The organism is Psychrobacter sp. ANT_H59, from assembly GCF_008369225.1.
In the GTDB taxonomy this organism is placed as follows: Bacteria; Pseudomonadota; Gammaproteobacteria; order Pseudomonadales; family Moraxellaceae; genus Psychrobacter; species Psychrobacter cryohalolentis.
In genome coordinates, this window is sequence record NZ_VOBE01000007.1 from 30,920 (window position 1) to 56,750 (window position 25,831).

37 protein-coding genes are annotated in these 25,831 nt (G+C 41.8%); 4 read left to right on the forward strand and 33 right to left on the reverse strand.

Annotated elements, in window-relative coordinates:
• Positions 1 to 148: 148 nt before the first annotated feature.
• Positions 149 to 646, reverse strand: coding sequence for an acetolactate synthase small subunit (gene ilvN, locus FQ083_RS11060; protein ID WP_011512877.1), 498 nt, complete (start codon positions 644 to 646; stop codon positions 149 to 151).
• Positions 646 to 2,358, reverse strand: coding sequence for an acetolactate synthase 3 large subunit (locus FQ083_RS11065; protein ID WP_011512876.1), 1,713 nt, complete (start codon positions 2,356 to 2,358; stop codon positions 646 to 648). Before FQ083_RS11065 ends, ilvN begins: the two co-directional genes overlap by 1 nt.
• A gap of 888 nt (positions 2,359 to 3,246) precedes the next feature.
• Here FQ083_RS11065 and FQ083_RS11070 point away from each other — a divergent pair.
• Positions 3,247 to 3,735, forward strand: coding sequence for a DUF4124 domain-containing protein (locus tag FQ083_RS11070; protein WP_149409896.1), 489 nt, complete (start codon positions 3,247 to 3,249; stop codon positions 3,733 to 3,735).
• Positions 3,736 to 3,783: 48 nt separating this feature from the next.
• Here FQ083_RS11070 and FQ083_RS11075 read toward each other — a convergent pair whose 3' ends face one another.
• Complete coding sequence (locus FQ083_RS11075; protein ID WP_149409897.1) at positions 3,784 to 5,553, reverse strand: NAD(P)H-hydrate dehydratase; 1,770 nt, start codon at positions 5,551 to 5,553, stop codon at positions 3,784 to 3,786.
• Positions 5,554 to 5,775: 222 nt separating this feature from the next.
• Here FQ083_RS11075 and queG point away from each other — a divergent pair, with 222 nt between their 5' ends.
• On the forward strand, positions 5,776 to 6,993 hold the full coding sequence (queG, locus tag FQ083_RS11080) for a tRNA epoxyqueuosine(34) reductase QueG (protein ID WP_149409898.1): 1,218 nt from the start codon (positions 5,776 to 5,778) through the stop codon (positions 6,991 to 6,993).
• Positions 6,994 to 7,127: 134 nt separating this feature from the next.
• Here the strand turns inward: queG and lysM are convergent, their stop codons facing one another.
• The 6 genes from lysM to FQ083_RS11110 all read right to left on the reverse strand — a co-directional run bounded on the left by lysM (position 7,128) and on the right by FQ083_RS11110 (position 11,754).
• Complete coding sequence (lysM, locus tag FQ083_RS11085) at positions 7,128 to 7,634, reverse strand: peptidoglycan-binding protein LysM (protein WP_149409899.1); 507 nt, start codon at positions 7,632 to 7,634, stop codon at positions 7,128 to 7,130.
• A gap of 288 nt (positions 7,635 to 7,922) precedes the next feature.
• A complete protein-coding gene (acpP, locus tag FQ083_RS11090) occupies positions 7,923 to 8,159 on the reverse strand; it encodes an acyl carrier protein (protein WP_011279816.1) in 237 nt (78 codons plus the stop codon).
• Between the two features lie 313 nt (positions 8,160 to 8,472).
• Positions 8,473 to 9,207 (reverse strand): 3-oxoacyl-ACP reductase FabG, encoded by a 735-nt coding sequence (fabG, locus tag FQ083_RS11095; protein ID WP_226939375.1) that lies wholly within the window; start codon positions 9,205 to 9,207, stop codon positions 8,473 to 8,475.
• Positions 9,198 to 10,166: an ACP S-malonyltransferase gene (fabD, locus tag FQ083_RS11100; RefSeq protein ID WP_149409900.1), complete on the reverse strand. Its 969-nt coding sequence runs from the start codon at positions 10,164 to 10,166 to the stop codon at positions 9,198 to 9,200. Before fabD ends, fabG begins: the two co-directional genes overlap by 10 nt.
• 490 nt (positions 10,167 to 10,656) lie before the next feature.
• A complete protein-coding gene (gene rpmF / locus FQ083_RS11105) occupies positions 10,657 to 10,839 on the reverse strand; it encodes a 50S ribosomal protein L32 (protein WP_011512869.1) in 183 nt (60 codons plus the stop codon).
• 321 nt (positions 10,840 to 11,160) lie between these two features.
• Complete coding sequence (locus tag FQ083_RS11110) at positions 11,161 to 11,754, reverse strand: YceD family protein (protein ID WP_149409901.1); 594 nt, start codon at positions 11,752 to 11,754, stop codon at positions 11,161 to 11,163.
• Between the two features lie 174 nt (positions 11,755 to 11,928).
• Here FQ083_RS11110 and FQ083_RS12960 point away from each other — a divergent pair, with 174 nt between their 5' ends.
• A complete protein-coding gene (locus FQ083_RS12960; RefSeq protein ID WP_149409902.1) occupies positions 11,929 to 12,726 on the forward strand; it encodes an elongation factor P hydroxylase in 798 nt (265 codons plus the stop codon).
• A gap of 212 nt (positions 12,727 to 12,938) precedes the next feature.
• Entirely contained in the window at positions 12,939 to 13,556 is a 618-nt protein-coding gene (locus tag FQ083_RS11120; RefSeq protein WP_149409903.1) for an L-threonylcarbamoyladenylate synthase, read from the forward strand.
• A 121-nt stretch (positions 13,557 to 13,677) separates the two neighbouring features.
• On the opposite strand, the gene rplQ is transcribed toward FQ083_RS11120, so the two are convergent.
• The 24 genes from rplQ to rplB form a co-directional block, all read right to left on the reverse strand.
• Complete coding sequence (rplQ, locus tag FQ083_RS11125) at positions 13,678 to 14,037, reverse strand: 50S ribosomal protein L17 (protein ID WP_011279809.1); 360 nt, start codon at positions 14,035 to 14,037, stop codon at positions 13,678 to 13,680.
• A gap of 19 nt (positions 14,038 to 14,056) precedes the next feature.
• Entirely contained in the window at positions 14,057 to 15,064 is a 1,008-nt protein-coding gene (locus FQ083_RS11130; protein WP_011279808.1) for a DNA-directed RNA polymerase subunit alpha, read from the reverse strand.
• A gap of 81 nt (positions 15,065 to 15,145) precedes the next feature.
• Positions 15,146 to 15,787 (reverse strand): 30S ribosomal protein S4, encoded by a 642-nt coding sequence (rpsD, locus tag FQ083_RS11135; protein WP_011512865.1) that lies wholly within the window; start codon positions 15,785 to 15,787, stop codon positions 15,146 to 15,148.
• A 48-nt stretch (positions 15,788 to 15,835) separates the two neighbouring features.
• Entirely contained in the window at positions 15,836 to 16,225 is a 390-nt protein-coding gene (rpsK, locus tag FQ083_RS11140) for a 30S ribosomal protein S11 (protein WP_010196728.1), read from the reverse strand.
• 20 nt (positions 16,226 to 16,245) lie between these two features.
• On the reverse strand, positions 16,246 to 16,602 hold the full coding sequence (rpsM, locus tag FQ083_RS11145; RefSeq protein WP_011512864.1) for a 30S ribosomal protein S13: 357 nt from the start codon (positions 16,600 to 16,602) through the stop codon (positions 16,246 to 16,248).
• Between the two features lie 257 nt (positions 16,603 to 16,859).
• Entirely contained in the window at positions 16,860 to 16,976 is a 117-nt protein-coding gene (rpmJ, locus tag FQ083_RS11150; RefSeq protein ID WP_010196721.1) for a 50S ribosomal protein L36, read from the reverse strand.
• 32 nt (positions 16,977 to 17,008) lie between these two features.
• Complete coding sequence (gene secY, locus FQ083_RS11155) at positions 17,009 to 18,340, reverse strand: preprotein translocase subunit SecY (protein ID WP_011512863.1); 1,332 nt, start codon at positions 18,338 to 18,340, stop codon at positions 17,009 to 17,011.
• Positions 18,341 to 18,359: 19 nt separating this feature from the next.
• Complete coding sequence (rplO, locus tag FQ083_RS11160) at positions 18,360 to 18,800, reverse strand: 50S ribosomal protein L15 (RefSeq protein ID WP_011512862.1); 441 nt, start codon at positions 18,798 to 18,800, stop codon at positions 18,360 to 18,362.
• Positions 18,800 to 18,979 carry a 50S ribosomal protein L30 gene (gene rpmD, locus FQ083_RS11165; RefSeq protein ID WP_011512861.1) on the reverse strand — a complete coding sequence of 60 codons (180 nt, stop codon included), beginning with the start codon at positions 18,977 to 18,979 and terminating at the stop codon, positions 18,800 to 18,802. Before rpmD ends, rplO begins: the two co-directional genes overlap by 1 nt.
• A gap of 20 nt (positions 18,980 to 18,999) precedes the next feature.
• Complete coding sequence (rpsE, locus tag FQ083_RS11170) at positions 19,000 to 19,515, reverse strand: 30S ribosomal protein S5 (RefSeq protein WP_010196711.1); 516 nt, start codon at positions 19,513 to 19,515, stop codon at positions 19,000 to 19,002.
• A 2-nt stretch (positions 19,516 to 19,517) separates the two neighbouring features.
• On the reverse strand, positions 19,518 to 19,868 hold the full coding sequence (gene rplR / locus FQ083_RS11175; RefSeq protein WP_011279801.1) for a 50S ribosomal protein L18: 351 nt from the start codon (positions 19,866 to 19,868) through the stop codon (positions 19,518 to 19,520).
• An 11-nt stretch (positions 19,869 to 19,879) separates the two neighbouring features.
• Positions 19,880 to 20,413: a 50S ribosomal protein L6 gene (rplF, locus tag FQ083_RS11180; RefSeq protein WP_011512860.1), complete on the reverse strand. Its 534-nt coding sequence runs from the start codon at positions 20,411 to 20,413 to the stop codon at positions 19,880 to 19,882.
• Between the two features lie 174 nt (positions 20,414 to 20,587).
• On the reverse strand, positions 20,588 to 20,986 hold the full coding sequence (gene rpsH, locus FQ083_RS11185; protein WP_011512859.1) for a 30S ribosomal protein S8: 399 nt from the start codon (positions 20,984 to 20,986) through the stop codon (positions 20,588 to 20,590).
• Between the two features lie 11 nt (positions 20,987 to 20,997).
• Entirely contained in the window at positions 20,998 to 21,303 is a 306-nt protein-coding gene (rpsN, locus tag FQ083_RS11190) for a 30S ribosomal protein S14 (protein ID WP_011279798.1), read from the reverse strand.
• A 12-nt stretch (positions 21,304 to 21,315) separates the two neighbouring features.
• On the reverse strand, positions 21,316 to 21,852 hold the full coding sequence (gene rplE, locus FQ083_RS11195) for a 50S ribosomal protein L5 (protein WP_011512858.1): 537 nt from the start codon (positions 21,850 to 21,852) through the stop codon (positions 21,316 to 21,318).
• A 21-nt stretch (positions 21,853 to 21,873) separates the two neighbouring features.
• Entirely contained in the window at positions 21,874 to 22,191 is a 318-nt protein-coding gene (gene rplX / locus FQ083_RS11200) for a 50S ribosomal protein L24 (protein WP_011512857.1), read from the reverse strand.
• Positions 22,192 to 22,199: 8 nt separating this feature from the next.
• Positions 22,200 to 22,568, reverse strand: a complete 369-nt coding sequence (rplN, locus tag FQ083_RS11205) for a 50S ribosomal protein L14 (RefSeq protein ID WP_010196702.1) — start codon at positions 22,566 to 22,568, stop codon at positions 22,200 to 22,202.
• A 181-nt stretch (positions 22,569 to 22,749) separates the two neighbouring features.
• Positions 22,750 to 23,025 carry a 30S ribosomal protein S17 gene (gene rpsQ, locus FQ083_RS11210; RefSeq protein ID WP_011512856.1) on the reverse strand — a complete coding sequence of 92 codons (276 nt, stop codon included), beginning with the start codon at positions 23,023 to 23,025 and terminating at the stop codon, positions 22,750 to 22,752.
• Entirely contained in the window at positions 23,022 to 23,219 is a 198-nt protein-coding gene (gene rpmC, locus FQ083_RS11215; protein WP_011279794.1) for a 50S ribosomal protein L29, read from the reverse strand. The genes rpsQ and rpmC overlap by 4 nt, the downstream gene beginning before the upstream one ends.
• Positions 23,219 to 23,632, reverse strand: coding sequence for a 50S ribosomal protein L16 (rplP, locus tag FQ083_RS11220; protein WP_011512855.1), 414 nt, complete (start codon positions 23,630 to 23,632; stop codon positions 23,219 to 23,221). The genes rpmC and rplP overlap by 1 nt, the downstream gene beginning before the upstream one ends.
• A 3-nt stretch (positions 23,633 to 23,635) precedes the next feature.
• Positions 23,636 to 24,364 carry a 30S ribosomal protein S3 gene (rpsC, locus tag FQ083_RS11225; protein WP_011512854.1) on the reverse strand — a complete coding sequence of 243 codons (729 nt, stop codon included), beginning with the start codon at positions 24,362 to 24,364 and terminating at the stop codon, positions 23,636 to 23,638.
• A 3-nt stretch (positions 24,365 to 24,367) separates the two neighbouring features.
• Complete coding sequence (gene rplV / locus FQ083_RS11230; protein ID WP_010196689.1) at positions 24,368 to 24,697, reverse strand: 50S ribosomal protein L22; 330 nt, start codon at positions 24,695 to 24,697, stop codon at positions 24,368 to 24,370.
• Between the two features lie 10 nt (positions 24,698 to 24,707).
• On the reverse strand, positions 24,708 to 24,983 hold the full coding sequence (gene rpsS / locus FQ083_RS11235) for a 30S ribosomal protein S19 (protein WP_011279791.1): 276 nt from the start codon (positions 24,981 to 24,983) through the stop codon (positions 24,708 to 24,710).
• 12 nt (positions 24,984 to 24,995) lie between these two features.
• On the reverse strand, positions 24,996 to 25,823 hold the full coding sequence (rplB, locus tag FQ083_RS11240) for a 50S ribosomal protein L2 (RefSeq protein ID WP_011512853.1): 828 nt from the start codon (positions 25,821 to 25,823) through the stop codon (positions 24,996 to 24,998).
• Between the last annotated feature and the right edge of the window lie 8 nt (positions 25,824 to 25,831).

A 25,831-nucleotide genomic window follows, 5' to 3' on the forward strand; every position in this document is an offset into this window, starting at 1 on the left:
AGAGTCCTTTTCCTAAATCATGGCGTACCATGGATAAATAAACACTTAAATTATAGTCACCTTATCGAAGTGATTGGTGAGATAAGCGCTATGTTGATGTTGAATAAATAAGTTTGAAATACTGTATTTTGAAGATCATAAACGCTGATTATAGGCTTAGCGTTTTGTCACCACGAGCAATACCAATGACGCCTGAACGCACTACTTCCATGATACGTTCGCGACCAATAACATCAATAAAACCATCGAGCTTAGCTTTATCGCCGACGATTTGAATCGTATATAAGTTGGCATTGACGTCAACGATCTGTGCACGAAAAATATCGGCACTGCGTTTGATCTCTTCACGTACACCACCCGTCGCGCGTACTTTGATTAGCATCAACTCACGTTCGACGTGTACGGTATCTGAGAGATTAAGCACTTTAACCACTTCGATCAATTTATGCAATTGCTTGGTGATTTGTTCTATTTTTTCAGGTGACGTGATTGTCGTTACTGTCAGACGTGAAATACTTGGATCATCAGTAGGCGCGACGTTTAGTGTTTCGATATTGTAGCCACGTTGTGAGAACAAGCCGACTAAACGCGACAACGAACCCGCTTCGTTTTCCATCAATACCGAAATCAGATGTTGTTGTTGCATTAGGTACGCTCCCCTTTTGTTAACCACATATCACGCATCGTTTGCCCAGCAATTTGCATCGGATATACATGCTCATTACGATCGACGTAAACATCGATAAATACCAACCTGTCTTTTATTGCCATGGCTTCAGCCAATTGTGCTTCCATGGTCGCAGGGTCAGTAATCTTGATACCGACGTGACCATAGCTTTCAGCAAGCTTGACAAAGTCTGGTAAAGAATTCATGTAAGAGTGTGCGTGACGACCTTCATATAGCATGTCTTGCCACTGTTTTACCATACCCAACTGTGCATTATTCAAGTTTAGGATTTTAACTGGCAAATCATACTGCAAACAGGTAGACAGCTCTTGGATATTCATCTGAATAGAGCCTTCGCCGGTAATACAAACCACATCACGCTCAGGATTAGCAAGTTTGGCTGCCATCGCATACGGCAAGCCAACGCCCATAGTACCAAGACCACCTGAGTTCAGCCATTGACGTGGCTCATTATAGGTATAGTAAAGCGCGGCAAACATCTGATGTTGACCAACGTCACTCGTGATAATCGCATTACTATTAGTCACTTTATCTAAAGCTTGAACGACCGCTTGTGGCTTAATACCATTATCGGTACTGGTGTCATAGCGCAAACCATGACGCTTGCGCCACTCATTAATCTGTGACCACCAATCCAATAACGCGGGTTGGTCTAACTCTTTATCTTCGCCAATAATGTCTATCATGTCAGTAAGCACTGATTTCACATCGCCAACGATAGGAATATGAGCAAAGATCGTTTTTGAGATAGACGTTGGGTCAATATCAATATGAATAATAGTCGCATTTGGACAGAATTTTTTGACGTTATTGGTCACGCGATCATCAAAGCGTGCCCCAACTGCCAATATAACGTCAGAATGATGCATGGTCATATTGGCTTCATAAGTGCCATGCATACCAAGCATACCCAAGAACTGCTCATCAGAGCCAGGGAAAGCACCCAAACCCATTAAGGTATTGGTGACTGGTAGGTTTAAACGATGGGCAAGCGCCGTTAACTCTTTATAGGCATTACCTAAAACTACACCGCCACCAGAGTAGATAATCGGGCGCTTAGCCGCAAGTAAGGTTTCAACCGCCTTTTTGATTTGACCACTATGACCTTTTAATGACGGCTGATATGAGCGTATAAATACCTCTTTTGGATATTCATAAGCAAATTTTTCGCTAGGCGCAGTCATGTCTTTTGGCACATCGATGACAACAGGACCTGGACGTCCAGACTGGGCAATATAAAAGGCTTTTTTGACAATCATTGGAATTTCGCTAGCATGGCGCACTTGAAAGCTATGCTTCACGATTGGGCGTGACACACCAATCATATCGGTTTCTTGGAAAGCATCTTCACCGATCAGACTGCTAGGCACCTGACCTGCGATGATCACCATCGGTACAGAATCCATAAAAGCAGTGGCAATAGCTGTCACTGTATTGGTCGCACCAGGACCTGAAGTCGCTAGCACCACACCCGTGTTGCCAGTTACTCGTGAATAAGCATCTGCCATGTGACCTGCGGCTTGTTCATGACGTACCAGAATATGCTCAACATTGTCTTGTTGAAATAAGGCGTCATAGATATGAAGGACCGCACCGCCTGGATAACCAAAAATGTATTTGACGCCCTCATCCGTTAGTGCTTGCACCAACATCTCAGCGCCAGATAGCATGACAGGCTCATTGCTTCCTTCGGCAAGGCGTTGCTGCTTTTCAGGGAAATTCTTGGCAGCATGACCCGTTTGGGTATGTCCAGTCATATTCGGACTTTGCGTGGTTTGCGTCACTGTCGTCACCTTTTTTTGTGGCAAGAATTGTGCCCGCTACATCTAAGTTACGCTGTGTTATAAGACAGCATACTACTCAAACATAGCAATATATTTAAGGTCAGCTTTGCGACAGGATTTTATCGATATACAGTGACAAGATGCGAGTGCATCTATAAAAGAAGCTTATTATTTGTAGTGCATACAAGGTTGCGCTAATGACAAATAGACGGATACAGAATGATAGAACAAATCTCAAAGCTTATATTTTATAGCTTATATCATGTTATATGATTACGAAATCTTATAACCTGTTTGATGAGGAGATGTTAAAAACACACATGACATTCTATTTTTACAACAGCAAAATCTTACGAGACACAGTAATAATAAGTTTATCTTAGTCATTGTAGACAGATAAGTCCGGAGACAATAAATATAGATTTGAATAGCATTATTACAAGCGCTATTTATTTTATATCATTGTCACAAAGATAATAAGGCTAAGCAAGCTACCGATAAGCAACCCGTAGTCCTTATTTTCAAGTGCCACGGCAATATCATAAAAGCCGCTCACTGACCAATCAACTGCTATTATATTCGATGGTTTGTGAGCTATTGTCAAGAAAAACTTCTAAACCCTATCCCCAACTATTGGTTATTAAACAATGTACATTCATAAGTATTATTTGCTAGAATCAAGCCATTATGTATTTATATTGTTATCGATTCTATTAACCCTTATGCTTAACTGAACGATAGCTGTATTTTTTACCCATTAAGAGGGCTGTTACTATGGCACAAGCGTCTACGATAAGCACTGCTACCAAACTACTTATCAGTGTCAGCACTGCGTGTATGTTCATGCTACCAATTAGCGCCACTCATGCCATTCAGGTATACAAATCTATTGGCGCACATGGCGAAGTCAAGTACAGCCAATATGCGCCGCAAAATGGTAGGAATATCGAAGTTATCGAGTTTCGTAGTGACGGTAGACAGAGCAATGCTGGACAGCTGGCAGGTAAAACCGAAGCCAATCAAAGTGCGCCGCAAAGCGCAGAAGAACAGCGCGTTGCCCAATTAGAAGCACGTATCAAAGAGCAAGAAGCCCAAGCGAATGCCCAGCGTTGTCAATCGTTACGCAATAATTTAACCAATCTAAATGTGGGCGGACGTATTTATGAGATGGATGCCAATGGCAAACGTCAATATCTAGATGGTCGTGAGATTGAGCTTAAGCGTGAACGTGTTCAACAAGCCATTACCCAGTATTGTGGCTAATCTTCAATTTGGTGTTTAAACACATTTAGCTGAGGTGACATTAAATCGTTAAAGGCTATCTGTTATGAGATGCATCACATGACGGATAGCTGCTGACATATCTTGAGCTTGCAGACCTCGCTGCCCTACCAATAATAAATTATCATCGTTACTGTTCGTCTGGTTGACTAAAACATCGCCTGCTAATCCATGGATAATGACTGCTTGGTGCAAACTGCGTAGTTCATGTTTTAAATCATCCTGTGCCCATAGCCCAGTAATGACACCTGCAAGTACATCACCCATACCAGCGGTCGCCATGCCAGCATTGCCCACACCGCACACATAAACCTGCGCTTGCGCTGATTGCTGCTCCAGAATTAACGACCCTGCTCCCTTTAACACCCAATCACCGCCATAAATTGCTGCACCCTCTGTTATTGCAGCCAATCTATCATTTTCTATCTCAGCTACTGTTTTATTTAATAATCTAGCAGCTTCCCCACTATGTGGCGTTAAACACACTTGATAATTTTTACTATGTGTTTTTAGCTCGGCTATAAGCATATGGTTTTCCCGATGCAATGAAGCCAAATGATAAAGACCATCGGCATCAATGATTATAGGCTTACCTTCAGCTACCGCAGCCTGCAGATATTCAGTAAATAGCAATTTTGCTTTTTCATCACGCCCCAGACCCATACCAATAGCAATCACACTGGACTCTTTAATTAGGCTTTTTACTCCTTGGGTATCATGCAAATCCATGCTCATTGCATCTGGTAGCGAGGTTAATAACGCCCCATGGTAAGCCTTATGGCAGGCAACTGTTATTTTACCACTGCCCGTCGCCATCGCGCTCGATGCCGATAATATGGCTGCTCCGCCCATGCCTTGTGAGTTATCAATACGATTGCCGCCAATGATTAATACATGACCATAGCTGCCTTTATGGCTGTTTTGTCTCCGTGGCTTTAATCGATAAGACGAATTAATAAGGGTAGCGATAGGAATAAGCGTGTTATCATTTGCTAGATGGGGTATCAGCGGTATATCAATCACGGTGCCGCTATAATCGAGCCCGTCTTTGGTATGCAGACCAAATTTACGTGCCATCAGACATAAGGTCACATCTGCGGCTATCGCAACACTCTCAAACACCTGACCAGTAGAGGCAACCAAGCCACTTGGGATATCAACCGCGATGACCAATGCTTTAGCATGCTCTGCTGCTTCGTTGAAAGCGCAAATTGCTTGCTGATAAATATCGCTCGCTGCACGATTGAACCCAATACCAAATATCGCATCGATATAAACATCCGCCGGCAAAGCGCTCATGCTTCTATCATCGCTATTTCCAAAACATCGATATTTACAATCAGCAGATAGTGCCAGCTGTAACGCCTTTGTCGCATCAGCAATTGGGTTTTTATTGTCTCCAGCAAAAGTTTCTACATTATCCTTTATAACAAAATCTTGTTTCTCAAAGCCAACCGTAATGACTTGTACTTGCCAGCCTCTCTGCTGTAAATAATACGCAACAAGCCACCCATCGCCACCATTATTACCTTTTCCGACCCAAACACTGACACGGCACGGACGATTAACAGGACGAGAGGCAATGCCCTGCTTTGCTAATTGCTCATTCAAACATTTTTCTTCATAAAGTATCTCAATATGCTTCACCATTTGCCAAGCCGCTTGTTGCATTAGAGCAAAGCTGTTATTGCCTTGTGCAAACCATGCTTGTTCCATCGCATAGAGCTGCTTGCTGCTATATAGCGCGATAGGCATGGTAGAAATGGTAGTTTTCGATGACAATTCATTTAACGTTGGCATAATTAATCCTCGATTATTCTTATAAAATTTGGCTGAGTTCATAATTTATTATTGATACAAACCAAAATTGATGTATGTATTTGCTGCTATTAACTTTAATGTCAATTAATTATGTTTAATCCATATAAATCTATATTTATACGGATTTATTCACTTTGATACTTGCGCTCTTCGCTCACTGGCTTATCATATCCATATTCACATTATCATTGATCGTCAGATATGAGCAATAAATCTCAAACAAACTCTCAAACGCAGATGCCATCATTACCTACTAGCGTCTCTGCTAAAAAGATTGCTATCAATGATACGCATGATTTTACTACTACAGCAGATATTAAATGCTGGATTAAAGAGACAGCGCAATCGTTAGGGTTTGCAGATTGCGGCTTTTTATCAGTACATCACCCTCTGTTTGTTAAGCAGACTGAACAGTTAAAGCAGTGGTTGGCCAAAGGCTATGAAGCGCAATTACAGTTTATGCACAGCAATCATCATCTTCGTGCGCACCCTGAGCAACTGGTAGAAGGCGCAAAAACTATTATCAGTGTACGTATGGATTATCTCACTCAAACCCCAACACCACGTACTGTGACTGACAATGATTATCCTAACCAAGGTATCATTGCTCGCTATGCAAGAGGGCGCGACTATCATAAAACCATGCGCAGTCGCCTTAAGCAGCTGGCGTTAAAAATCGAGGCAATGCTTCCTGAATGGCGACATCTAGATATTGGCGCTGACACAGATTTTATTTTTAGACCTTTTAGTGACTCAGCTCCTATCTTTGAGCGACCGATTGCTGATGCTGCGGGTCTTGGCTGGACAGGCAAGCATACATTACTCATCAATAAACAAGCCGGCTCGTTCTTTGTGCTCGGAGAGCTGTTTATGAGCCTTGAACTACCTGACGATGAGCCAGTTAAAGAGCATTGCGGCAGTTGCAGTGCCTGTATTGATATTTGCCCCACTCAGGCCATTGTCGCGCCTTATGAGCTTAATGCGTCAGCTTGCATCTCTTATCTTACGATTGAACATGACGGTATTATTGATGAAAAATACCGCCGCGCTATTGGTAATCGTATCTTTGGCTGTGATGATTGTCAGCTGATTTGCCCATGGAACCGTTATGCCAATTTGACGCCCGTAGAGGATTTTGCGCCAAGGCATCGCCTTGATAGCAGCAGTTTGCTTGAATTGTGGCAATGGCAAGAAGCAGAGTTTATGAAAAAGACCGAAGGTAGCCCACTTAGACGCACCGGTTATGTGAATTTTCTGCGTAATATCGCTATCGGTCTTGGCAATGCCACTGGTAATCAAGAAATCATCGAAGCATTACAAGCGAAACTGGGGCTACATAACACTATGCTTGACGAACATATAGATTGGGCAATCGCCGAACAACGTCATAAATTGGATATCTTACTTATTAATAATTAGAAGCCTAATTTTTAACTCTATATTTTATACATAAAAAAACACCTCATATTTTGAGGTGTTTTTATTCAGCCATATTCTAAGTGTCCAAAATACTATGAGTGTTTCGATACTTATAATGACTTAAAAAATGATAACTATTTAGGAATACGTAGTACTTGACCAGGATAAATCTTGTCTGGATCAGATAACATCGGCTTATTGGCTTCAAATATCTTCATATAATCACCAGTTGAACCATAAACATCTTTTGCAATTTTAGATAAACTATCACCAGATTTTACAGTGTACATAGTCGACTCAGGTGACTGCTCTTCAATATCGATATTATCAATGACTTTAGCCACGTTTTGTACATTACCGATGGCAATAATAGCTTTTTCACGATCAGCTTGAGTCTTAGCTTTACCACTAATTTCTGCAGTATCGGTTGACCCATTATACTTAATCTTTAAATCACTAATATTTAGATTTTGCTGCTGAATACGACGAAGTAAAATATTGGCTACTGATTGCGCTGAAGGCTCAGTACTCTCTACTGCTGTATTAGCATCTGCTTTGGTTTCTACTTTAGCGTCATGCTTGGCGTCATCACGATTAAAGATTTTATCACCAATGTCTTTTGCAAAACTGAACATACCCATATAACTTCTCCTTAAAATATTATTAATTATTATGCATAATTGTTGTTTCGATGATAACGCATATCGGTTATCACCCTTTTTTGCTTACCATTATGAGTATAAGCAAAGGCATGAGCGATAAACAGTAAGAGTATGTTGAGTAATGTTGATTTGGCGTAGCCAATGTTAACGCTAATATTAAATCAGTTGTTATAAGTGTAATAACAATAAAGAGAAATGACAAACATAAAAAAACCGCCTATCTATTAAGATAAGCGGTCATATCGAACCTATTGAGCAAGTCGCTAATTATAGCTGTGCTTGTACGTAGTCAATTGCTTTTTGAACAGTCGTTAATTCTGCTGAATCTTCGTCAGGAATCGTGATGCCAAAATCGCTTTCAAATGACATAACCAACTCAACTAAATCCAGTGAATCAGCGCCTAAGTCTTCCATAAATGAAGCATCATTGTTGATGTCTTCAACATTCATACCTAGTTGCTCAGCTACGGCAGCTTTAACTCTTTGCTCGGTATCATTACTCATGTAGATTTCTCCTTTTTGATCTATTATTTTGACAAACTACTATAATCACGTGGTTAGCCACTATAGCATTGTATATAAATGGGATTTTCAGATCCATATAGCCATCTGAGTGTACTATAACAAGTTATACATTCTGTACTAATATCTAGTAAAGCCTTGCTATCATACATGGCTTTGACTTAAAAGTATTCGACATTATAGCACCCTTTATTATAGTTTACACTCGTTCACACAGTTTTTTATTATAAGTATGTAACACTTGGGATTCAACACTAATTGCTATCGCATGTAGGAAAAATCCGACAGCAAACTGCTACATATACATGCCGCCATTGACCGGCAAAACAGCACCTGTGATATAACTGGCTTCGTCACTGGCTAAAAACAGTACAGCAGCAGCGATATCTTCTGGTTGACCCAAACGGCTGATAGGTACAGCATCTAACATCGAGTTCAATAAACGCTCATCAAGCTCATCAGTCATGTCTGTTTCAATCAAACCTGGCGCGACGCAGTTAATGGTTACTTGACGTGAACCAATTTCGCGCGCGAGCGTACGGCTAAAACCCTCTACGCCAGCTTTAGTCGCCGCATAGTTAGATTGACCGGCATTGCCCATTTGAGCAACCACAGAGGTAATATTGATAATACGACCACGGCGTGCTTTCATCATGCCGCGGATAGCACGTTTGCTCATACGATAGACAGAAGTTAGATTGGTATCTATCACATTGTCCCAATCTTCATCTTTCATACGCATCAATAAGCCATCTTGAGTGATACCAGCATTATTTACCAATACTTGAACAGCACCATAGACGCTTTCTATCTCTTCAAACAGCTTGTCAATCTGCGCAGTATCGCGTACATCTAAAACACGACCAATACCGCCACTATCGTTTAGATAGTCATCAATCTGTGCAGCACCTTTTTCGGTGGTGGCTGTCCCAATGACAAAATGTCCTTCTTTAGCAAAGCGTTTTGCGACGGCTTTGCCGATACCGCGGCTTGCGCCTGTGACTAATGTGATCGTACGGCTCATGATAATACCTCCAGCAATTTATCTAGACGAGCGGGCTTGTCAGTCGGATAGCTCATAATTGGATGCGCTTGACGCTTCGCTAAATTACTCAAGACGTTACCACTACCACACTCAATTAAAATATTAATTTGTTTATCTGCCAGCTCTTGCATGGTTTTTGACCACAATACTGGCTGACTTAATTGTTCAGTTAACGCCTCTTTGATACCTGCCGCACTGGTTTCAACACGTGCATGACGGTTTTGAATCACAGGAATCGTTGCTTGATCAAACTTAATGGCGGCAAGCTCTGCTGCCAACGCTTTACTAGCAGGCTCCATCAAAGCGCAATGTGACGGCACACTTACCTTTAATGGAATGGCTTTTTTACCCGTATTTTGTACTTTATCAATGACTGCATTAACGCCTGCAGCATTACCAGAAACCACAACTTGCCCTGGGCTATTAAAATTTGCTGCGCCAACAATCGCATCATCTACATGCTCGGTTGCTTGCTCACACAGATTTTCGACTCGGTGATCTTCCAAACCTAGTACTGCTGCCATAGCCGTATCAATACCCACTACAGCGTCTTGCATCAATTGACCACGCTTATGTACCAGTTTCACGGCATCAGCAAGTGACAGCACGTTAGCTGCGCAAAGGGCGCTATATTCGCCAAGGGAATGACCAGCTAGGTAACAAGGCTTATCCTTTATTTTTTGTTGTAAGATGCGCCAAATAGCGATACTAGCGGTCAATAAGGCAGGCTGTGTATATTGCGTTTGATTAAGTTTTTCTTCATCTTGACAGATTGCCCACAAATCTTCGCCTAATGCCGCACTTGCTTCAGTAAAGGTTTCAAGAATTTCAGGATAGGTATCAGCAAGCTCGCTTGTCATACCGACGACTTGTGAGCCTTGCCCAGGAAACAGTATTGCAATACGGGTAGGTTGTTTTTTTATCATATCGGGTACAGAGCCCATAACCAATATTCCTTATTTGATTGGAAACACCCCTAGCGTGAATGGGGCTAATCGTAGAGTTAAAGACTATAATAGGATATTAATTTTATAGAGCCGTTACTGTCACTAGTCCTTTAAGACAGCATACTCTTATGAAACTATACACTGACATCGGTAATTAACAAAGCTGCTAAAAAGTTAATTGTTTGTCTCGCTTCGATAAATCCTTTGGTGGGACTTATACTAGATAGCTAAAATAGCTAATTCTTCATAACTGATGCGTTAAAACAGCCGTCAACAGCTAACAGTCAATAAACAGTACTAAAAACTAATAATTAATACTATTACTAAAAAACCCATAGCAAAAAGCCAAGTTATCTAGCCACATAATATATGATAGCGAAATAACTTGGCTTTCATTAGCTCAAACCAATTGCTGAATAATAGCCTGATAAAGAACATCGACAGTCATAAAAACCATCATCTTTAGCAGCCATCAAATAACAATAAATTAAGCGTCTTGACTTACTTTAAACAACTGACGACCACGATAAAAACCATCTTTGGTCATGTGATGACGACGATGTTTTTCACCAGTAGTAGCATCAACGCTTATTTCAGCGATTTCCATACGATGATGTGAACGGCGCATGTCACGACGTGAACGACTTTTACGACTTTTTTGAACGGCCATGATATAGCTCCTATACTTAAAAGGGATAAGCTTGAAATTCAGCTTTAATCGACACTGACAGAGGCTATATAATCACAACAACCTAAGTCTTACGCATCATTAATTAAATAGATTGCCACGTATTAAAGTGTTGATTACGTCTAAAATCTATAGTTAGTCTGCAAGGTTAGCTTCTCTCTGCCAGTAGCAGATTGCTAGAATGCAATAAACGGGACATTATACGCATGTTTAACGGATTAATAAAGCCCTGCTTTTCACTCTTCTGTATAAAGCTGGCAAAAATATAATAGAACATATCTTTTATCAATGCCGTTTATAGCGTTATAAATTACCTTTCAAAGATGCTAAAGCAGCAAAAGGATTTTCAGTTTCTTCTTCTTCAGGTATCTCACCAAACTGCTCGACACTCATTTCACAGTCATCATGCTTTGGCGCCATTGGCGTTTTGAGCAAAATTTCATCTTCTACCAATTTTTTGAATGGTAATAGTCGCTCTGGCGATTGCTCAGTGACAATTTCGTCTAACAATAAATAATCTTGCTCTTCATTAACTAGGCGTATTTGGCTTTCATTATCAAGAAGCGCAATATCATACTCATCACTCAAATCAATAGCAATCGGTTGCAGACAGCGCTGGCAAGTCAGCCAGACTTCACCAGTCAATGTGAAAGCCAAATGCAGTACATTGTTACGACGATACAGAGTGGTATTTACCACAATATTTGATTGTTCATGTTCACTAGCTAGAATAGTCGCAAGACGCTCAAAAGAGCTGGGAGCTTCTTCACCTGCCCATTCAAAGCCAGTGTCTTCCCACTTATTTAAAGAGATGTTATCAGGCATGCTGGTTGACGTAGGCACTTGTACTTTACTAGCATGGAGCGCTGACGGCTTGTTATCTTGGGTGCTTGACATACGCGGCCTCATTGATCAAAAACGGTGTATAATATTGCCTGCCATACTAACGGAAAGCGCCCTGTTGCGCTAGCGCTAGTATGTTAATATTTTTTGGCAACTTCCTTGTCATTGTTTACCTAAAGAGATAGCACATCCTGCTCTATCATCCTTTACTTGGTTAAAGTTTTATTTATGATATCGCCTACCGCTTCTCCTGATTTTTCCAATTTATTATCTACTATTGATGCCAAAAATTTATTACACCGTTTGAATGAATTGCAAAGTCAGAAAACGAATCCTACTGAACATAGTATCAATCTTGAGGCAGATGCCTCATTAAAAAAACTGTCATTACAGTGGCAATATTTGGCTAATAACTATTTGATTCATTCTGCTAAAGACATCATTGAGCCTATCAAAGTATGCGAATTTATTCAAAACAGTTTAACCGATCTTAATTTACAAAATGAATTATCGTTTGAAAGTATTGAGCAAGCACTGACCGATTGGCTTATTAATCTATTTAATCATTTATTTATCAGCAAACAAGTTATCTTGGTTCGTAGCACTGGCGAGCCCGAATACTTTCCTGCCCAGAGCAATCAACCCGCAAGAATTGAGTTTGCTCATGGATTTTTTTCTAGTGCATTGCATGAAATAAGCCATTTTTGTATGGCAGGTGAACGACGTAGACAACTACCTGACTTTGGCTACTGGTATGCACCTGACGGACGCTCAGCGGCTCAGCAGCAGGCATTCGAACGTGTTGAGGTTAAGCCGCAAGCTATAGAGTGTTTGTTTACCTTAGCTTGTGGACGACCTTTTCAAGTATCACAAGACAATCTATTTGCAGATTTTGATACCAGTGGTAGTACTTTTGCTCAAGATGTTTATCAACAAGTTCAAGCATATATTACTAAACCAGATACCTTACCATCTGATGCTAAAACCTTGCTACAAGCTTTACTCACTATCTGCGCCGTATCTTAGCTAAAACCTACAATGTAAGATTTTTTATTATTGTCATCAAAACTCATTACAAGACTGGCTATTGTTAACGATTTTATACTCACGTTAACGCCTTGCCCATAAACTTATATTTACTTTACGCTATACTACTTAATAAAGCCGTATTTTAATCTTTAGTACAAAAAGCAAAGTTCATCAATCAAATTCTAATAATTATAAAATAAGGAATTATTATGCAAGTATTTTATATTCATCCAGAAAATCCGCAGCCACGGCTGATTGAGCAAGTAGCAGATTTATTACGTAAAGATCAATTGATTATTTATCCGACTGATACCAGTTACGCTTTCGGCTGTCGCTTGGGGGCAAAAGATGCCTTGGAGAAACTAAAACAAATACGCGCACTTGATGATAAACATCAATTCACCCTACTTTGCCGTGATCTAAGTGAGATTGCTAATTACGCTGCAGTAGACAATGTACAATTTAAACAGCTCAAAGCGCATACGCCAGCACCGATTACCTTTATTTTAAACGCCACTAAAGATGTCCCTAAGAAGCTGGCACATGCAAAGAAAAAAACCATTGGTATTCGTGTTCCAAGTAATGCTATTGCCCAAGCTTTATTAGAAGCGATGGATGAACCTATTTTAACCAGCTCATTAATACTACCGAATCGTGATGATATATTAGATGACCCTTTCGAGATCGAAGAATTATTAGGCAATCAGATAGATGGGCTCATTAATGCTGGCATTAAAACCACCAAACTCACGACCATCGTCGATATGACTAGTAGCCAGCCAGAAATCATTCGGCAAGGTGCTGCTAATGTAAGCTCATTGCTGTAGATATAGACATACTGTAAGTGTTTAAATATGCACTTCCCTAACGATCATACAAAAATTTAAACGAAAAAAAGCTCCAATTGAATTGGAGCTTTTTTATGTACATATTTTGGTTACTGTAAAATTAGTCGCGATCAACCAATTCTACATAAGCCATAGGCGCATTGTCACCATCACGGTAACCACATTTTACGATACGCAAATAACCACCTGGACGAGCTTGGTAACGAGGACCAAGAGTACCAAATAATTTGCCTACCATAGCTTTGCTACGCATACGGCTAAATGCCAAGCGACGGTTAGCAACGCTGTCTTCTTTAGCCATAGTGATCAATGGCTCAGCAACGCGACGTAACTCTTTTGCTTTTGGTAAAGTTGTTTTGATCAGTTCATGCTCAAATAATGAGTTGGTCATGTTCTGAAACATTGCCTTACGATGACTGCCGGTACGACCCAGCTTGACTCCACTCTTACGATGGCGCATAGTCAAAAATCCTTAAAGTTTAACGGCTACGATAAGAAAAGCGATCATCAACACGTAAATCAGCTGGTGGCCAGTTATCTAGGCGCATACCAAGCTCCAAATCTTTAGACGCTAGTACGTCTTTGATTTCTGTCAATGATTTCTTACCAAGATTTGGGGTTTTTAGAAGTTCAGTCTCTGAACGCTGTACCAAATCACCGATATAGTAAATGTTTTCAGCTTTTAAGCAGTTGGCTGAGCGAACCGTTAGTTCAAGATCGTCCACAGGGCGTAATAGCACCGGATCAACCTCTTCTTTTTCTTTCACAGGCTCAGGCGCTTCTTCAGCTTCTAGGTCAACAAAGATAGAAATCTGTTGTTGTAATATAGTGGCTGCTTTACGAATTGCTTCTTCTGGATCTATAGTGCCATTTGTTTCAAGCTCAATGATAAGACGATCAAGATCGGTACGTTGTTCTACACGTGCGTTCTCAACCTGATAAGCAACACGAAGCACAGGACTAAAACTTGCATCAAGTTTTAAGCGTCCAATTGCTTTAGTATCACCATCTTCACGGCGCTGGTTTGCTGGCTCATATCCACGACCCATTACTACGCGCAAACGCATCTTTAGATGACCACGGTCACTCAATGTACCCAATACCAATTCTGGATTGATGATGTCCACATTGTGCGGTAACGTGATGTCTGCAGCAGTAATAGTGCCTGGACCTTGTTTATCCAAGGTCAGAAATACTTCATTTTGGTCATGAAGGGTGATTGCTAAGCCTTTTAAGTTCAAAAGCAAATCAAGCACATCTTCTTGTAGTCCTTCAAGCGTTGAGTATTCATGGTCAACACCATCAATCTCAGCTTCAATGACTGCAGCACCAGGTAATGAAGATAACAAGATGCGACGTAAGGCATTACCCAAGGTATGCCCAAAGCCGCGTTCTAACGGTTCGAGCGTGACTTTCGCAATCGTTTCATTAACCGTATCCACGTTGATGGCGTTCGGCGTTAGAAACTCAGTTGCATTTAGCATCATGATGTCACCTCGATTTATTAAACTGATTTAATTAACGTCAATTGCTCAATGCCATGTGAACAGCATCGAGCAGTACGTTACTTACTTAGAGTATAGCTCAACGATTAAGCTTTCGTTGATTTCAGCAGGTAGATCAATACGATCAGGCGCTTTTTTGAACGTGCCCTGTAGCTTGCTGTGATCAACATCTAGCCATTCTGGAATACCACGTTGGGTAGCCAGCTCAATTGCGTTTTTAATACGTAATTGCTCGCGAGACTTCTCTTGGATAGCGATGACATCACCATCTTGCAACTGAATTGATGGAATATTCACACGAATAAACTCATCACGGCCAGCTTTTTTCACCATAACAGTACGATGGCTAACTAACTGACGTGCTTCAGCGCGCGTAGAGCCAAAGCCCATACGATATACTACGTTATCAAGACGGCTCTCAAGCATTGCTAACAAGTTTTCACCAGTAGCGCCACGCTTACGAGCAGCTTCTTTATAGTAGTTTGCAAACTGACGCTCTAATACACCGTAGATACGCTTAACTTTTTGTTTTTCACGTAACTGTAGAGAGTACTCTGAGCTTTTGTTACGGCTAACACCATGTTGACCAGGTGGACGAGCCGATTTTTTCGTTTTTACGTCGTATGGTTTAACACCAGACTTAAGACCTAAGTCAGTGCCTTCACGACGTGATAATTTGAGTTTTGGTCCAATATAACGGGCCATTGTTATGTCTCCTATAAGCTTCTATTATAAAAAGCTTCGTCTTTAATATTAGACGCGGCGCTTTTTCGGCGCACGGCAACCATTGTGTGGGATTGGGGTTACATCAGAGATGCTGTTAACTTTATAACCCAATGCACCTAGTGCTCTTACCGCAGACTCACGACCCGGTCCTGGTCCTTTGACCAAAACATCGATGTTCTTAACACCATATTCTTGAGCCGCTTTACCAGCGACTTCAGCTGCAACCTGAGCTGCAAATGGTGTAGATTTACGTGAACCACGGAAGCCTTGTCCACCTGAAGTGGCCCAAGCCAATGCATTACCTTGACGATCGGTAATCGTAACAATGGTGTTATTAAAAGACGCATGGATATGGGCAATGCCCTCCGATACTGAACGACGAGCCACCTTTTTGCGACTGCGAGTGTCTTTTGCCATCTTTTAGCTTCCTAAGTTAATTATCTTTTGAGAGGGCGTGTCGGACCCTTACGAGTACGAGCGTTGTTCTTGGTGTTTTGACCTCTAACTGGTAAGTTACGACGATGGCGGATGCCACGGTAACAACCAAGATCAACCAAGCGCTTGATATTCATTGACACTTCACGACGAAGATCACCTTCAGTCATGTATTCTGCAACTTGTGCACGGATAGCATCTAACTGTGTATCATCTAACTGACTGACTTTAGTACTAGGGGCAATGCCAACTGCTTCTAAGATTTTCTGAGCAGTGGTACGACCTACACCAAAGATGTAAGTTAGTGAAATAACAGCATGCTTATTATCCGGAATGTTTACGCCGGCAATACGAGCCATTGATTTCTCTCCATTAAAGAAAAATACCCTTATTGATTAAAATAAAGTGTTATTTTTCAGATTTGTTGCTGTCAATACTAAAGCTTTTATAATTATTATCGCTGCTTCGAGTTGGTAAACCAATCTATTCATTGATCATTTCATAAAAGATTTTGCATAAACTACGGCAAGTGGCGGATGATATCGCATCCGCCGTCATTTTTCAAGTATTAATTTAATAAGCAAGCCAATCACTTAAAACTGACTTGCTTAAATTATTAACCTTGGCGTTGCTTGTGGCGAGGTTCTGCGGTACAAATGATATGTACACGGCCTTTACGGCGCACAACTTTACAGCTACCACAAATCTTTTTAACTGATGCTTGAACTTTCATAGCATACTCCTTTGAGATATCGTACCGCTCATTTAAGGTTGAGTGGGCGATTGAATTAACGTCTGATCATGATATTGATGGGTCATCAAATGCGCTTGAATCTGCGAGATGAAGTCCATTACCACAACCACCATAATCAGTAACGACGTACCACCAAGTTGAAACGGCACACCAAACGATGACTGCACGACCATTGGCATTAAACAAATAACCGTCATATACATCGCGCCAATAAAGGTCAATCGGTTTAATACATGATCGAGGTAACGCTGAGTTTGTTGTCCTGGGCGAATACCTGGGATATACGCACCACTACGTTTAAGGTTTTCAGCAACTTCGCGCGGACTAAATACCAATGCCGTGTAGAAGTAACAGAAAAAGATAATCATTGCACCAAATAGAACGAGATACAGCGGCTGTCCTGGAGACAACACCAATGCCATATTTTGCAATATCTTTTGCGTCAAGGTAGGATCAGGCGATTGACCAACCCACTGCCCTAAACTTGCAGGAAACAATAGCAATGAGCTAGCAAAAATAGCAGGAATAACCCCTGCCATATTTAGCTTCAACGGCAAATGTGATTGCTGCTGAGCGTAAATCTTGCGACCTTGCTGTTGTTTTTGCGCATAATTGACAGGAACACGGCGCTGAGCACGTTCAATATAGACGATACCCGCAGTAACCGCGACACCTAACAGTGCAAAGATAAAGAGGACAATCAAGTTCATTTGACCTTGGTTGACCTGTTCAATAGACTGCGAAATCATACCTGGCGTACCAGCCACAATACTCGCAAAAATGAGCATTGAGATACCATTACCTACACCGCGCTCTGTAATCTGCTCACCAAGCCACATTAAGAACATAGCACCAGCTACCAATGAAGTAACCGCTGGAATATAGAAAGTCAGACCAGAAGATAAAGTAAGGTTTTGACTGATTAAGCCAGCACACATCCCTAATGACTGTACTAGAGCTAATGCAAGTGTCCCTTGACGAGTATACTTGTTTAGCTTACGCCGTCCCGCTTCACCCTCTTTTTTGAGAGCTTCAAGCGATGGCAATACCGCAGACATCATCTGTACAATAATCGATGCTGAGATATATGGCATAATACCAAGTGCCATGATGGACATACGCTCTAGTGCACCACCTGAGAACATATTAAACATGCTCAGGATGGTATTTTCGTTGCGCGAAAACAGATCAGCCAAGTTAACCGGATTGATACCCGGTACCGGGATATGCGACCCAAAACGATAAACAATCAATGCGCCGATTAAGAATAACAAACGCGTCCATAGCTCATCATACTTACGTATAAAGGCAAAAGGATTAAGCGGTATACCAGTCGATGACATTGATTGCTTTGACACGTTACTACTCCTCGATGCTACCACCAGCAGCTTCGATTGCTTGCTTAGCGCCTTTAGTCACTTTGATACCTTTAAAAGTATAAGCTTTAGTGACTTCACCTGACAACATAACGCGCGCACGCTTCATGTCACGACGGATAAGGTTAGCAGCTTTCAAAGTTTCAATACTAACGACATCGCCTTCAATTTGGCTCAGTTCAGACAGACGAACTTCAGCAGTCGTCATAGCCATTTTACTGGTAAAACCAAATTTTGGTAGACGACGATATAAAGGCATTTGACCACCTTCAAATCCTGAGCGTATGCTAGAACCTGAACGAGATTTCTGACCTTTTACACCACGACCACCAGTTTTACCAAGGCCTGAACCGATACCACGACCACGACGTTGGGCAGTTTTCTTTGCGCCAACACCTGGTGATAATTCATTTAATCTAAGACCCATTACGCTTCCTCCACTTTTACCAAGTAGTTAACGCGATTGACCATACCACGAGTTGAAGGAGTATCTTCTACTACAACAGAATGATTAATACGGCGTAAACCCAATCCTTTCAAGCATGCTTTGTGGCTCTTGAGGCGATGGGCACCCGATTTGAATTGAGTGACTTTCATTTTTTTCATCGTAACTCACCTAGTCTAAGTTAACCCAAGATTTCGTCTACAGATTTACCACGTTTTGCTGCCATCTTTTCTGGAGTTGACATATCACGTAAACCGTTAAACGTTGCACGAACAACGTTAGCAGTGTTGGTAGAACCATAACATTTAGTCAAAACATCTTTGACACCAGCAACTTCTAATACAGCGCGCATTGCGCCACCAGCGATTACGCCAGTACCTTCAGATGCAGGTTGCATATAGACTTTACTAGCACCATGACGTGCTTTGATCGGATGATACAAAGTTGCATCATTTAGCTCAACAGTAATCATATTACGTTTGGCAGCTTCTAGTGCTTTTTGGATAGCAGCTGGCACTTCACGTGCTTTACCGCGACCAAAACCAACGCGACCATTACCATCACCAACTACAGTTAGTGCAGTAAAAGAGAAAATACGACCACCTTTAACAACTTTTGCAACGCGATCAACGGTAACTAAGCGTTCTACTAGACCGTCAGTCTGTTCATTTTTATCATTTTTATCATTTCTAGCCATGATTAAAACTCCAATCCGTTTTCGCGAGCAGCTTCAGCTAAAGCTTTTACTCGACCATGATATTTAAAACCACTACGGTCAAATGCAACTTTAGTAATGCCAGCTGCTTTTGCGCGTTCTGCGATCATTTGGCCTACAGACGTCGCTGCATCAGCGTTACCAGTCGCGCCTGAACGCAAGCTGCTGTCTAAGGTAGATGCCTGAGCAATCACTTCACCACCGTTCGGAGAGATAATCTGGGCATAGATGTGTCTTGGCGTACGATTAACCGTTAGACGATGAACGCCCAAAAAACGGATATGTGCGCGGGTTTTCTTAGCTCGACGTAGACGAGCTGCTTTTTTATCAAACATTTCAACTCACCTTATTTTTTCTTGGCTTCTTTGCGAATCACATGCTCGTCACTATAACGAATACCTTTACCTTTGTAAGGCTCAGGTGGGCGGAAACCGCGGATATCGGCTGCTGCTTGACCAAGCTGCTGCTTATCGTTTGATTTTAAAACGATTTCAGTTTGCGTTGGAGTTTCAGCTGATACACCTTCAGGTAACGTATATTCTACTGGATGTGAGTAACCAACGTTTAGCGTTACTTTATTACCAGCAGCTTGAGCACGGTAACCAACACCAATCAACTGAAGACGTTTTTCAAAGCCTTCGTTAACGCCTATTACTAAATTATTTAGTAAAGAGCGCATGGTGCCAGTATGCATCATCGCTTCTTTTGAATCGACTGTAGGTGAGAAAATGATTGCATCATCTTCCTGTTTCAGCTCGACCAATTCATGCAGGCGTAAAGACATATTGCCGTTCTTGCCTTTAACTTCGACCTGCCGATCGTTCAAAGTAACGCTTACGCCGTTTGGCAGCGTCACTGGGGCTTTAGCCACACGAGACATAGGAATATTCCTTAGAAAATTAACTTCTTTATATTAGCGAAAAAACTAACAGGCTAAAAAGCGTGTTAGTTTAGCATAGTTGACCGCGTTAGACACCTAACAATGTTAAATAATTTATCACTACCACATTGATAGAAGCCTAACAGCGTCAAATAGACTTTATCGTCGTGTAGCTTACGCTACAAATGCGACGACTTCACCACCGATACCAGCAGCGCGTGCAGCACGATCAGTCATGATGCCTTGGCTAGTTGATACAATAGCAACACCCATACCTTGCTTAACAGTAGGGATAGCGTCTTTACCGCGATGCTGACGTAAACCAGGACGGCTAAAACGTTGAATCGTCTCGATGACAGCTTTGCCTTCGAAGTATTTTAATACGATAGTCAAAGTTGCTTTGTTGTTGTTTTCTTCAGTAACAACAGCGCTAGCAACATAACCTTCGTTAACCAACAAATCAGCGATTGATTTGCGTAGCTTAGAGTTCGGCATTGCTACCGATACTTTATTAGCCATTTGTGCGTTACGAATACGGGTTAGCATATCCCCAACGGTATCTTGCATACTCATATAGTTACCCCTTACCAGCTTGCTTTACGAACACCAGGCACATCGCCTTGCATGACACGCTCACGCAGCATATTGCGTGATAAGCCAAACTTGCGGAAGTAACCGTGAGGACGACCCGTGATAGCACAACGATTGCGCAGACGTACTGGTGATGCGTTACGTGGTAAAGCTTGTAGCTCTAGCATCGCTTCCATACGAGTTTCGTCACTTGCAGTCATATCACTGATAGTTTCTTTTAGCTTGATACGCTTATCAGCGTACTTAGCAACCATTTTTTCGCGCTTTAATTCGCGGTTAATCATGCTCTTCTTTGCCATAACGTCTTTACCTTATTTAAATGGGAAGCCGAAAGCTTTAAGCAACGCACGACCTTCTTCATCAGATTGAGCTGACGTAGTAATTGTCACATCCATACCACGGATACGATCAATCTTGTCAAAGTCTACTTCTGGGAATACGATTTGTTCTTTGATACCCAATGAGTAGTTACCACGTCCGTCAAAGGCTTTAGGAGAAAAACCACGGAAATCACGAATACGAGGAATTGCAATGGCAATGAGACGATCTAAAAATTCGTACATTTGCTCACCGCGTAGCGTTACTTTACAGCCAATTGGCCATTCTTCACGAATTTTAAAGCCAGCAACTGATTTACGCGCTTTGGTGACTACAGGTTTTTGACCAGCAATAGCAGTCATATCAGCCACAGCACCTTCAAGCAATTTCTTGTCTTGAGACGCGCCGCCTACACCCATATTTAGTGTGATTTTAGTGATTTTTGGCACTTGCATCACATTCGCCAAACCAAGTTCTTCTTTGATTTGCTGTTTTAATTCTTCGTTATATAAAGATTTTAATCTTGCCATTACCATTACACCCTTAGTGTCTTACGCAGTCGCCACTACTTCACCGTTCGAACGATACAGGCGTTGTTTCTTGCCGTCTTCGCCGAACTGATAAGTAATACGATCAGCTTTTTGGGTTTGCGCATTTAAGATTGCGACATTTGAGATATGCAGAAAAGCTTCTTGCTTAAGAATGCCGCCTTCAACGCCAGTTGCCTGATTTGGCTTCTGATGTTTAGTGACAATGTTAATGCCTTCAACTTTAATACGATCGTTTTTTACAGCTTGTACAGTACCTTGCTTGCCTTTGTCTTTCCCAGCAATCACGATAACTGTATCGCCTTTACGTAATTTTGACATGGATTACCTCACAATACTTCTGGTGCTAGTGATACAATTTTCATAAACTGATCACCACGTAGTTCACGAGTTACCGGTCCAAAAATACGAGTTGCAATCGGCGCTTTGTTTTGGTTCAACAATACCGCAGCATTGTCGTCAAAACGTAATACCGAACCATCAGGACGACGAACGCCTTTTTTGGTACGTACAACTACCGCATTCATCACGTCGCCTTTCTTAACACGACCGCGAGGAATGGCTTCTTTAACCGTTACTTTAATAATGTCGCCAACTGATGCATAACGACGATGAGAGCCACCCAGTACTTTAATGCACTGAACTCGTCTTGCACCGCTATTATCTGCAACTTCCAGCATAGATTCAACCTGAATCATAGCGTTACTCCACACGTATGAGCAATAAAAACCAGTTGCTGCCGCTAGCACAGTATGAGTAGTCGGCATTTTAATATTAATAACCGCTGCTACTCTTAATGTGAGTGATATACGCTCGGCGCAATCAGTATCCTTAAAAAGGCAGCTATTTTAACAGCTTCTGGCTTTTAATGCAATTTACTTAGATTTTTTCTACTTTTTCAACCACATCAACCAAAGTCCAAGACTTGGTTTTTGAGATTGGACGCGTTTCTTTGATGCGGACAAGATCGCCTTGTTGGCAAACATTATTCTCATCATGTGCTTTGATTTTAGTAGAACGACGAAGCTGCTTGCCATATAAAGGATGACGAACCAGACGCTCAATCAAAACCGTGATGGACTTGTCCATCTTGTCACTGACAACTCGTCCTGTCAGAACACTAGCATTGGTCGTTGCTTGATTGTTATCGCTCATGAGTCGCCTCGTTGTTTCTCGTTAATCAAAGTCTGAAGCTGAGCAATCGCACGACGATTGACACGTACTTCATGGGTATTCCCCAACTGACCAGTTGCTTTAGCCATACGAATACGGAAAGCATCAAGTTGCTTTTCATCAAGTAACTGGGTCAGTTCTTCTAATGATTTATCACGTAATTCACTGATCTTCATTACATTATCGTCCGCTTAACAATGGTAGTTTTAAAGGGCAGTTTAGCTGCAGCAAGCGTTAACGCTTCGCGAGCAAGCTCTTCTGAAATCCCTTCAAGTTCATATAGTATTTTACCAGGTTTGATTTCGCATACCCAATATTCTACAGGACCTTTACCTTTACCCATACGTACTTCTAATGGTTTATTGGTAATTGGTTTGTCTGGGAAAACGCGAATCCAAATCTTACCGCCACGCTTAATTTTACGAGTGATGGTACGGCGTGCTGCTTCAATTTGACGGGCAGTCATACGACCACGAGTCAAAGATTTTAGACCAATTTGTCCGAATGCAACGGTGCTTCCACGATGAGCTAGCCCAGTGTTACGACCTTTATGCATTTTACGAAACTTGGTACGTTTTGGCTGTAACATAGTTTAACCTCTGTCTGTGTTTCGACGGTTTCCGTTTCCACGACCACGGCGTTTTGGCGCACGAGTCTGCTCTTCTTTAACGGGATTGTATACACTGTTCATACCGTCAAGGATTTCGCCACGGAAGATCCAAACTTTTACACCGATGGTGCCGTAAGTGGTTTCCGCACGTACTGACGAATAGTCGATATCAGCGCGTAGTGTATGCAGTGGCACACGACCTTCACGGTACCATTCAGTACGAGCAATCTCAGCACCGCCAAGACGGCCAGACAGCTCAACTTTAATACCTTTAGCACCAGAACGCATGCTGTTCTGTACCGCACGCTTCATAGCACGGCGGAACATAACACGACGCTCAAGCTGACTTGCGATGCCTTCCGCTACTAAATGAGCATCAAGATCAGGCGAGGTGATTTCTTCAATGTTGACCTGAGCAGGTACGCCCATAATTTTGGTCAATTCTTTTTGAAGTCTTTCAATATCTTCGCCTTTCTTACCGATAACAATACCAGGACGCGCAGTGGCGATGGTAATCTTAGCAGCACCAGTAGGACGCTCAATCATGATCTTGCTAATCATAGCACTATCAAGTTTCTTGCGCAGATATTCACGAACCTGAATGTCGTTAATTAGGTATTCTGAGTATTGTTTAGGGCTAGCATACCAGTTTGCGTTATGCTTTTTTACAACACCAAGACGAATTCCGATTGGATGTACTTTTTGTCCCATAACTTATTCCCCTACCTTTATAGTGATGTGACAGGTACGCTTACTGATACGATCAGCGCGACCTTTAGCACGTGGTAGGATACGTTTTAGCGTAATGCCTTCATCAACGTAGATGGTTGATACTTTAAGAGTATCGATATCTAAACCGTTGTTGTTTTCAGCATTGGCGATGGCAGAGTTAAGACATTTCTTAACAAAAACCGCGCCTTTTTTATTGCTATACGTTAGGATATCCAAAGCACGCTCAATAGATTTGCCACGAACTTCATCAGCAACGAGTCTAACTTTTTGTGCCGATATGGCGGCACCGCGTAATTTTGCAGTTACTTCCATGGTAAGCACCTTATCTCTTAGCTTTCTTGTCAATGCCGTGACCACGATATGTACGAGTCGGGGCAAATTCACCTAGTTTATGACCAACCATCTGTTCACTTACGATAACCGGTACATGAGTACGGCCATTGTGAACAGATAAAGTTAGGCCAACCATTTGTGGCAGAATCATTGAACGGCGCGACCAAGTTTTAATTGGTTTGCGTGAGTTGGTTTCTAATGCAGTTTCAACTTTAGCAAATAAATGCGCGTCTATGAATGGACCTTTTTTCAATGAACGAGGCATGAAATTCTTCCTTTATTTCTTCTTGGCGCGACGGCGGATGATCATGTTGTCAGTACGCTTATTGTGACGCGTTTTAAGTCCTTTAGACTTCTGACCCCAAGGGCTAGTAGGATGGCGACCTTTGTTACGACCTTCACCACCACCATGTGGGTGATCAACCGGGTTCATAGCGACACCACGAACAGAAGGACGAATACCTCTCCAACGTGAAGCACCGGCTTTACCAAGTGATTTCAAGTTGTTTTCAGTATTAGAAACTTCACCGATAACAGCACGGCAATTTACGTGTACACGGCGAGTTTCGCCAGAACGCAAACGAAGAATTGCATAAATACCGTCACGACCTAGTAGCTGAACGCTAGCACCCGCAGCACGAGCCATCTGTGCGCCTTTACCGATTTTAAGTTCGATATTATGGATCACAGTACCTAGTGGTATGTTTTTTAGCGGTAAACAGTTACCTGGACGAATTGGTGATAATTCACCTGACATTACAGTATCGCCAACTGCTTGCTTTTTAGCAGCGATAATATAACGACGTTCGCCGTCAGCGTACTTAAGTAAAGCAATATGTGCAGTACGGTTAGGATCGTATTCAATACGCTCTACTGTAGCTGGGATATTGTCTTTAGTACGTTTAAAATCGATAATACGATAATGTTGCTTATGACCACCGCCGATGTGACGAGTAGTGATACGGCCATTATTGTTACGACCACCGGTCTTGCTTTTTGATTCTAGAAGCGCTGCAAACGGACGACCTTTATAAAGGTGTGGATGCACTACTTTTTCAACAAAACGACGGCCTGGTGATGTTGGCTTTGCTCTTACGATAGGCATGAGTGTAA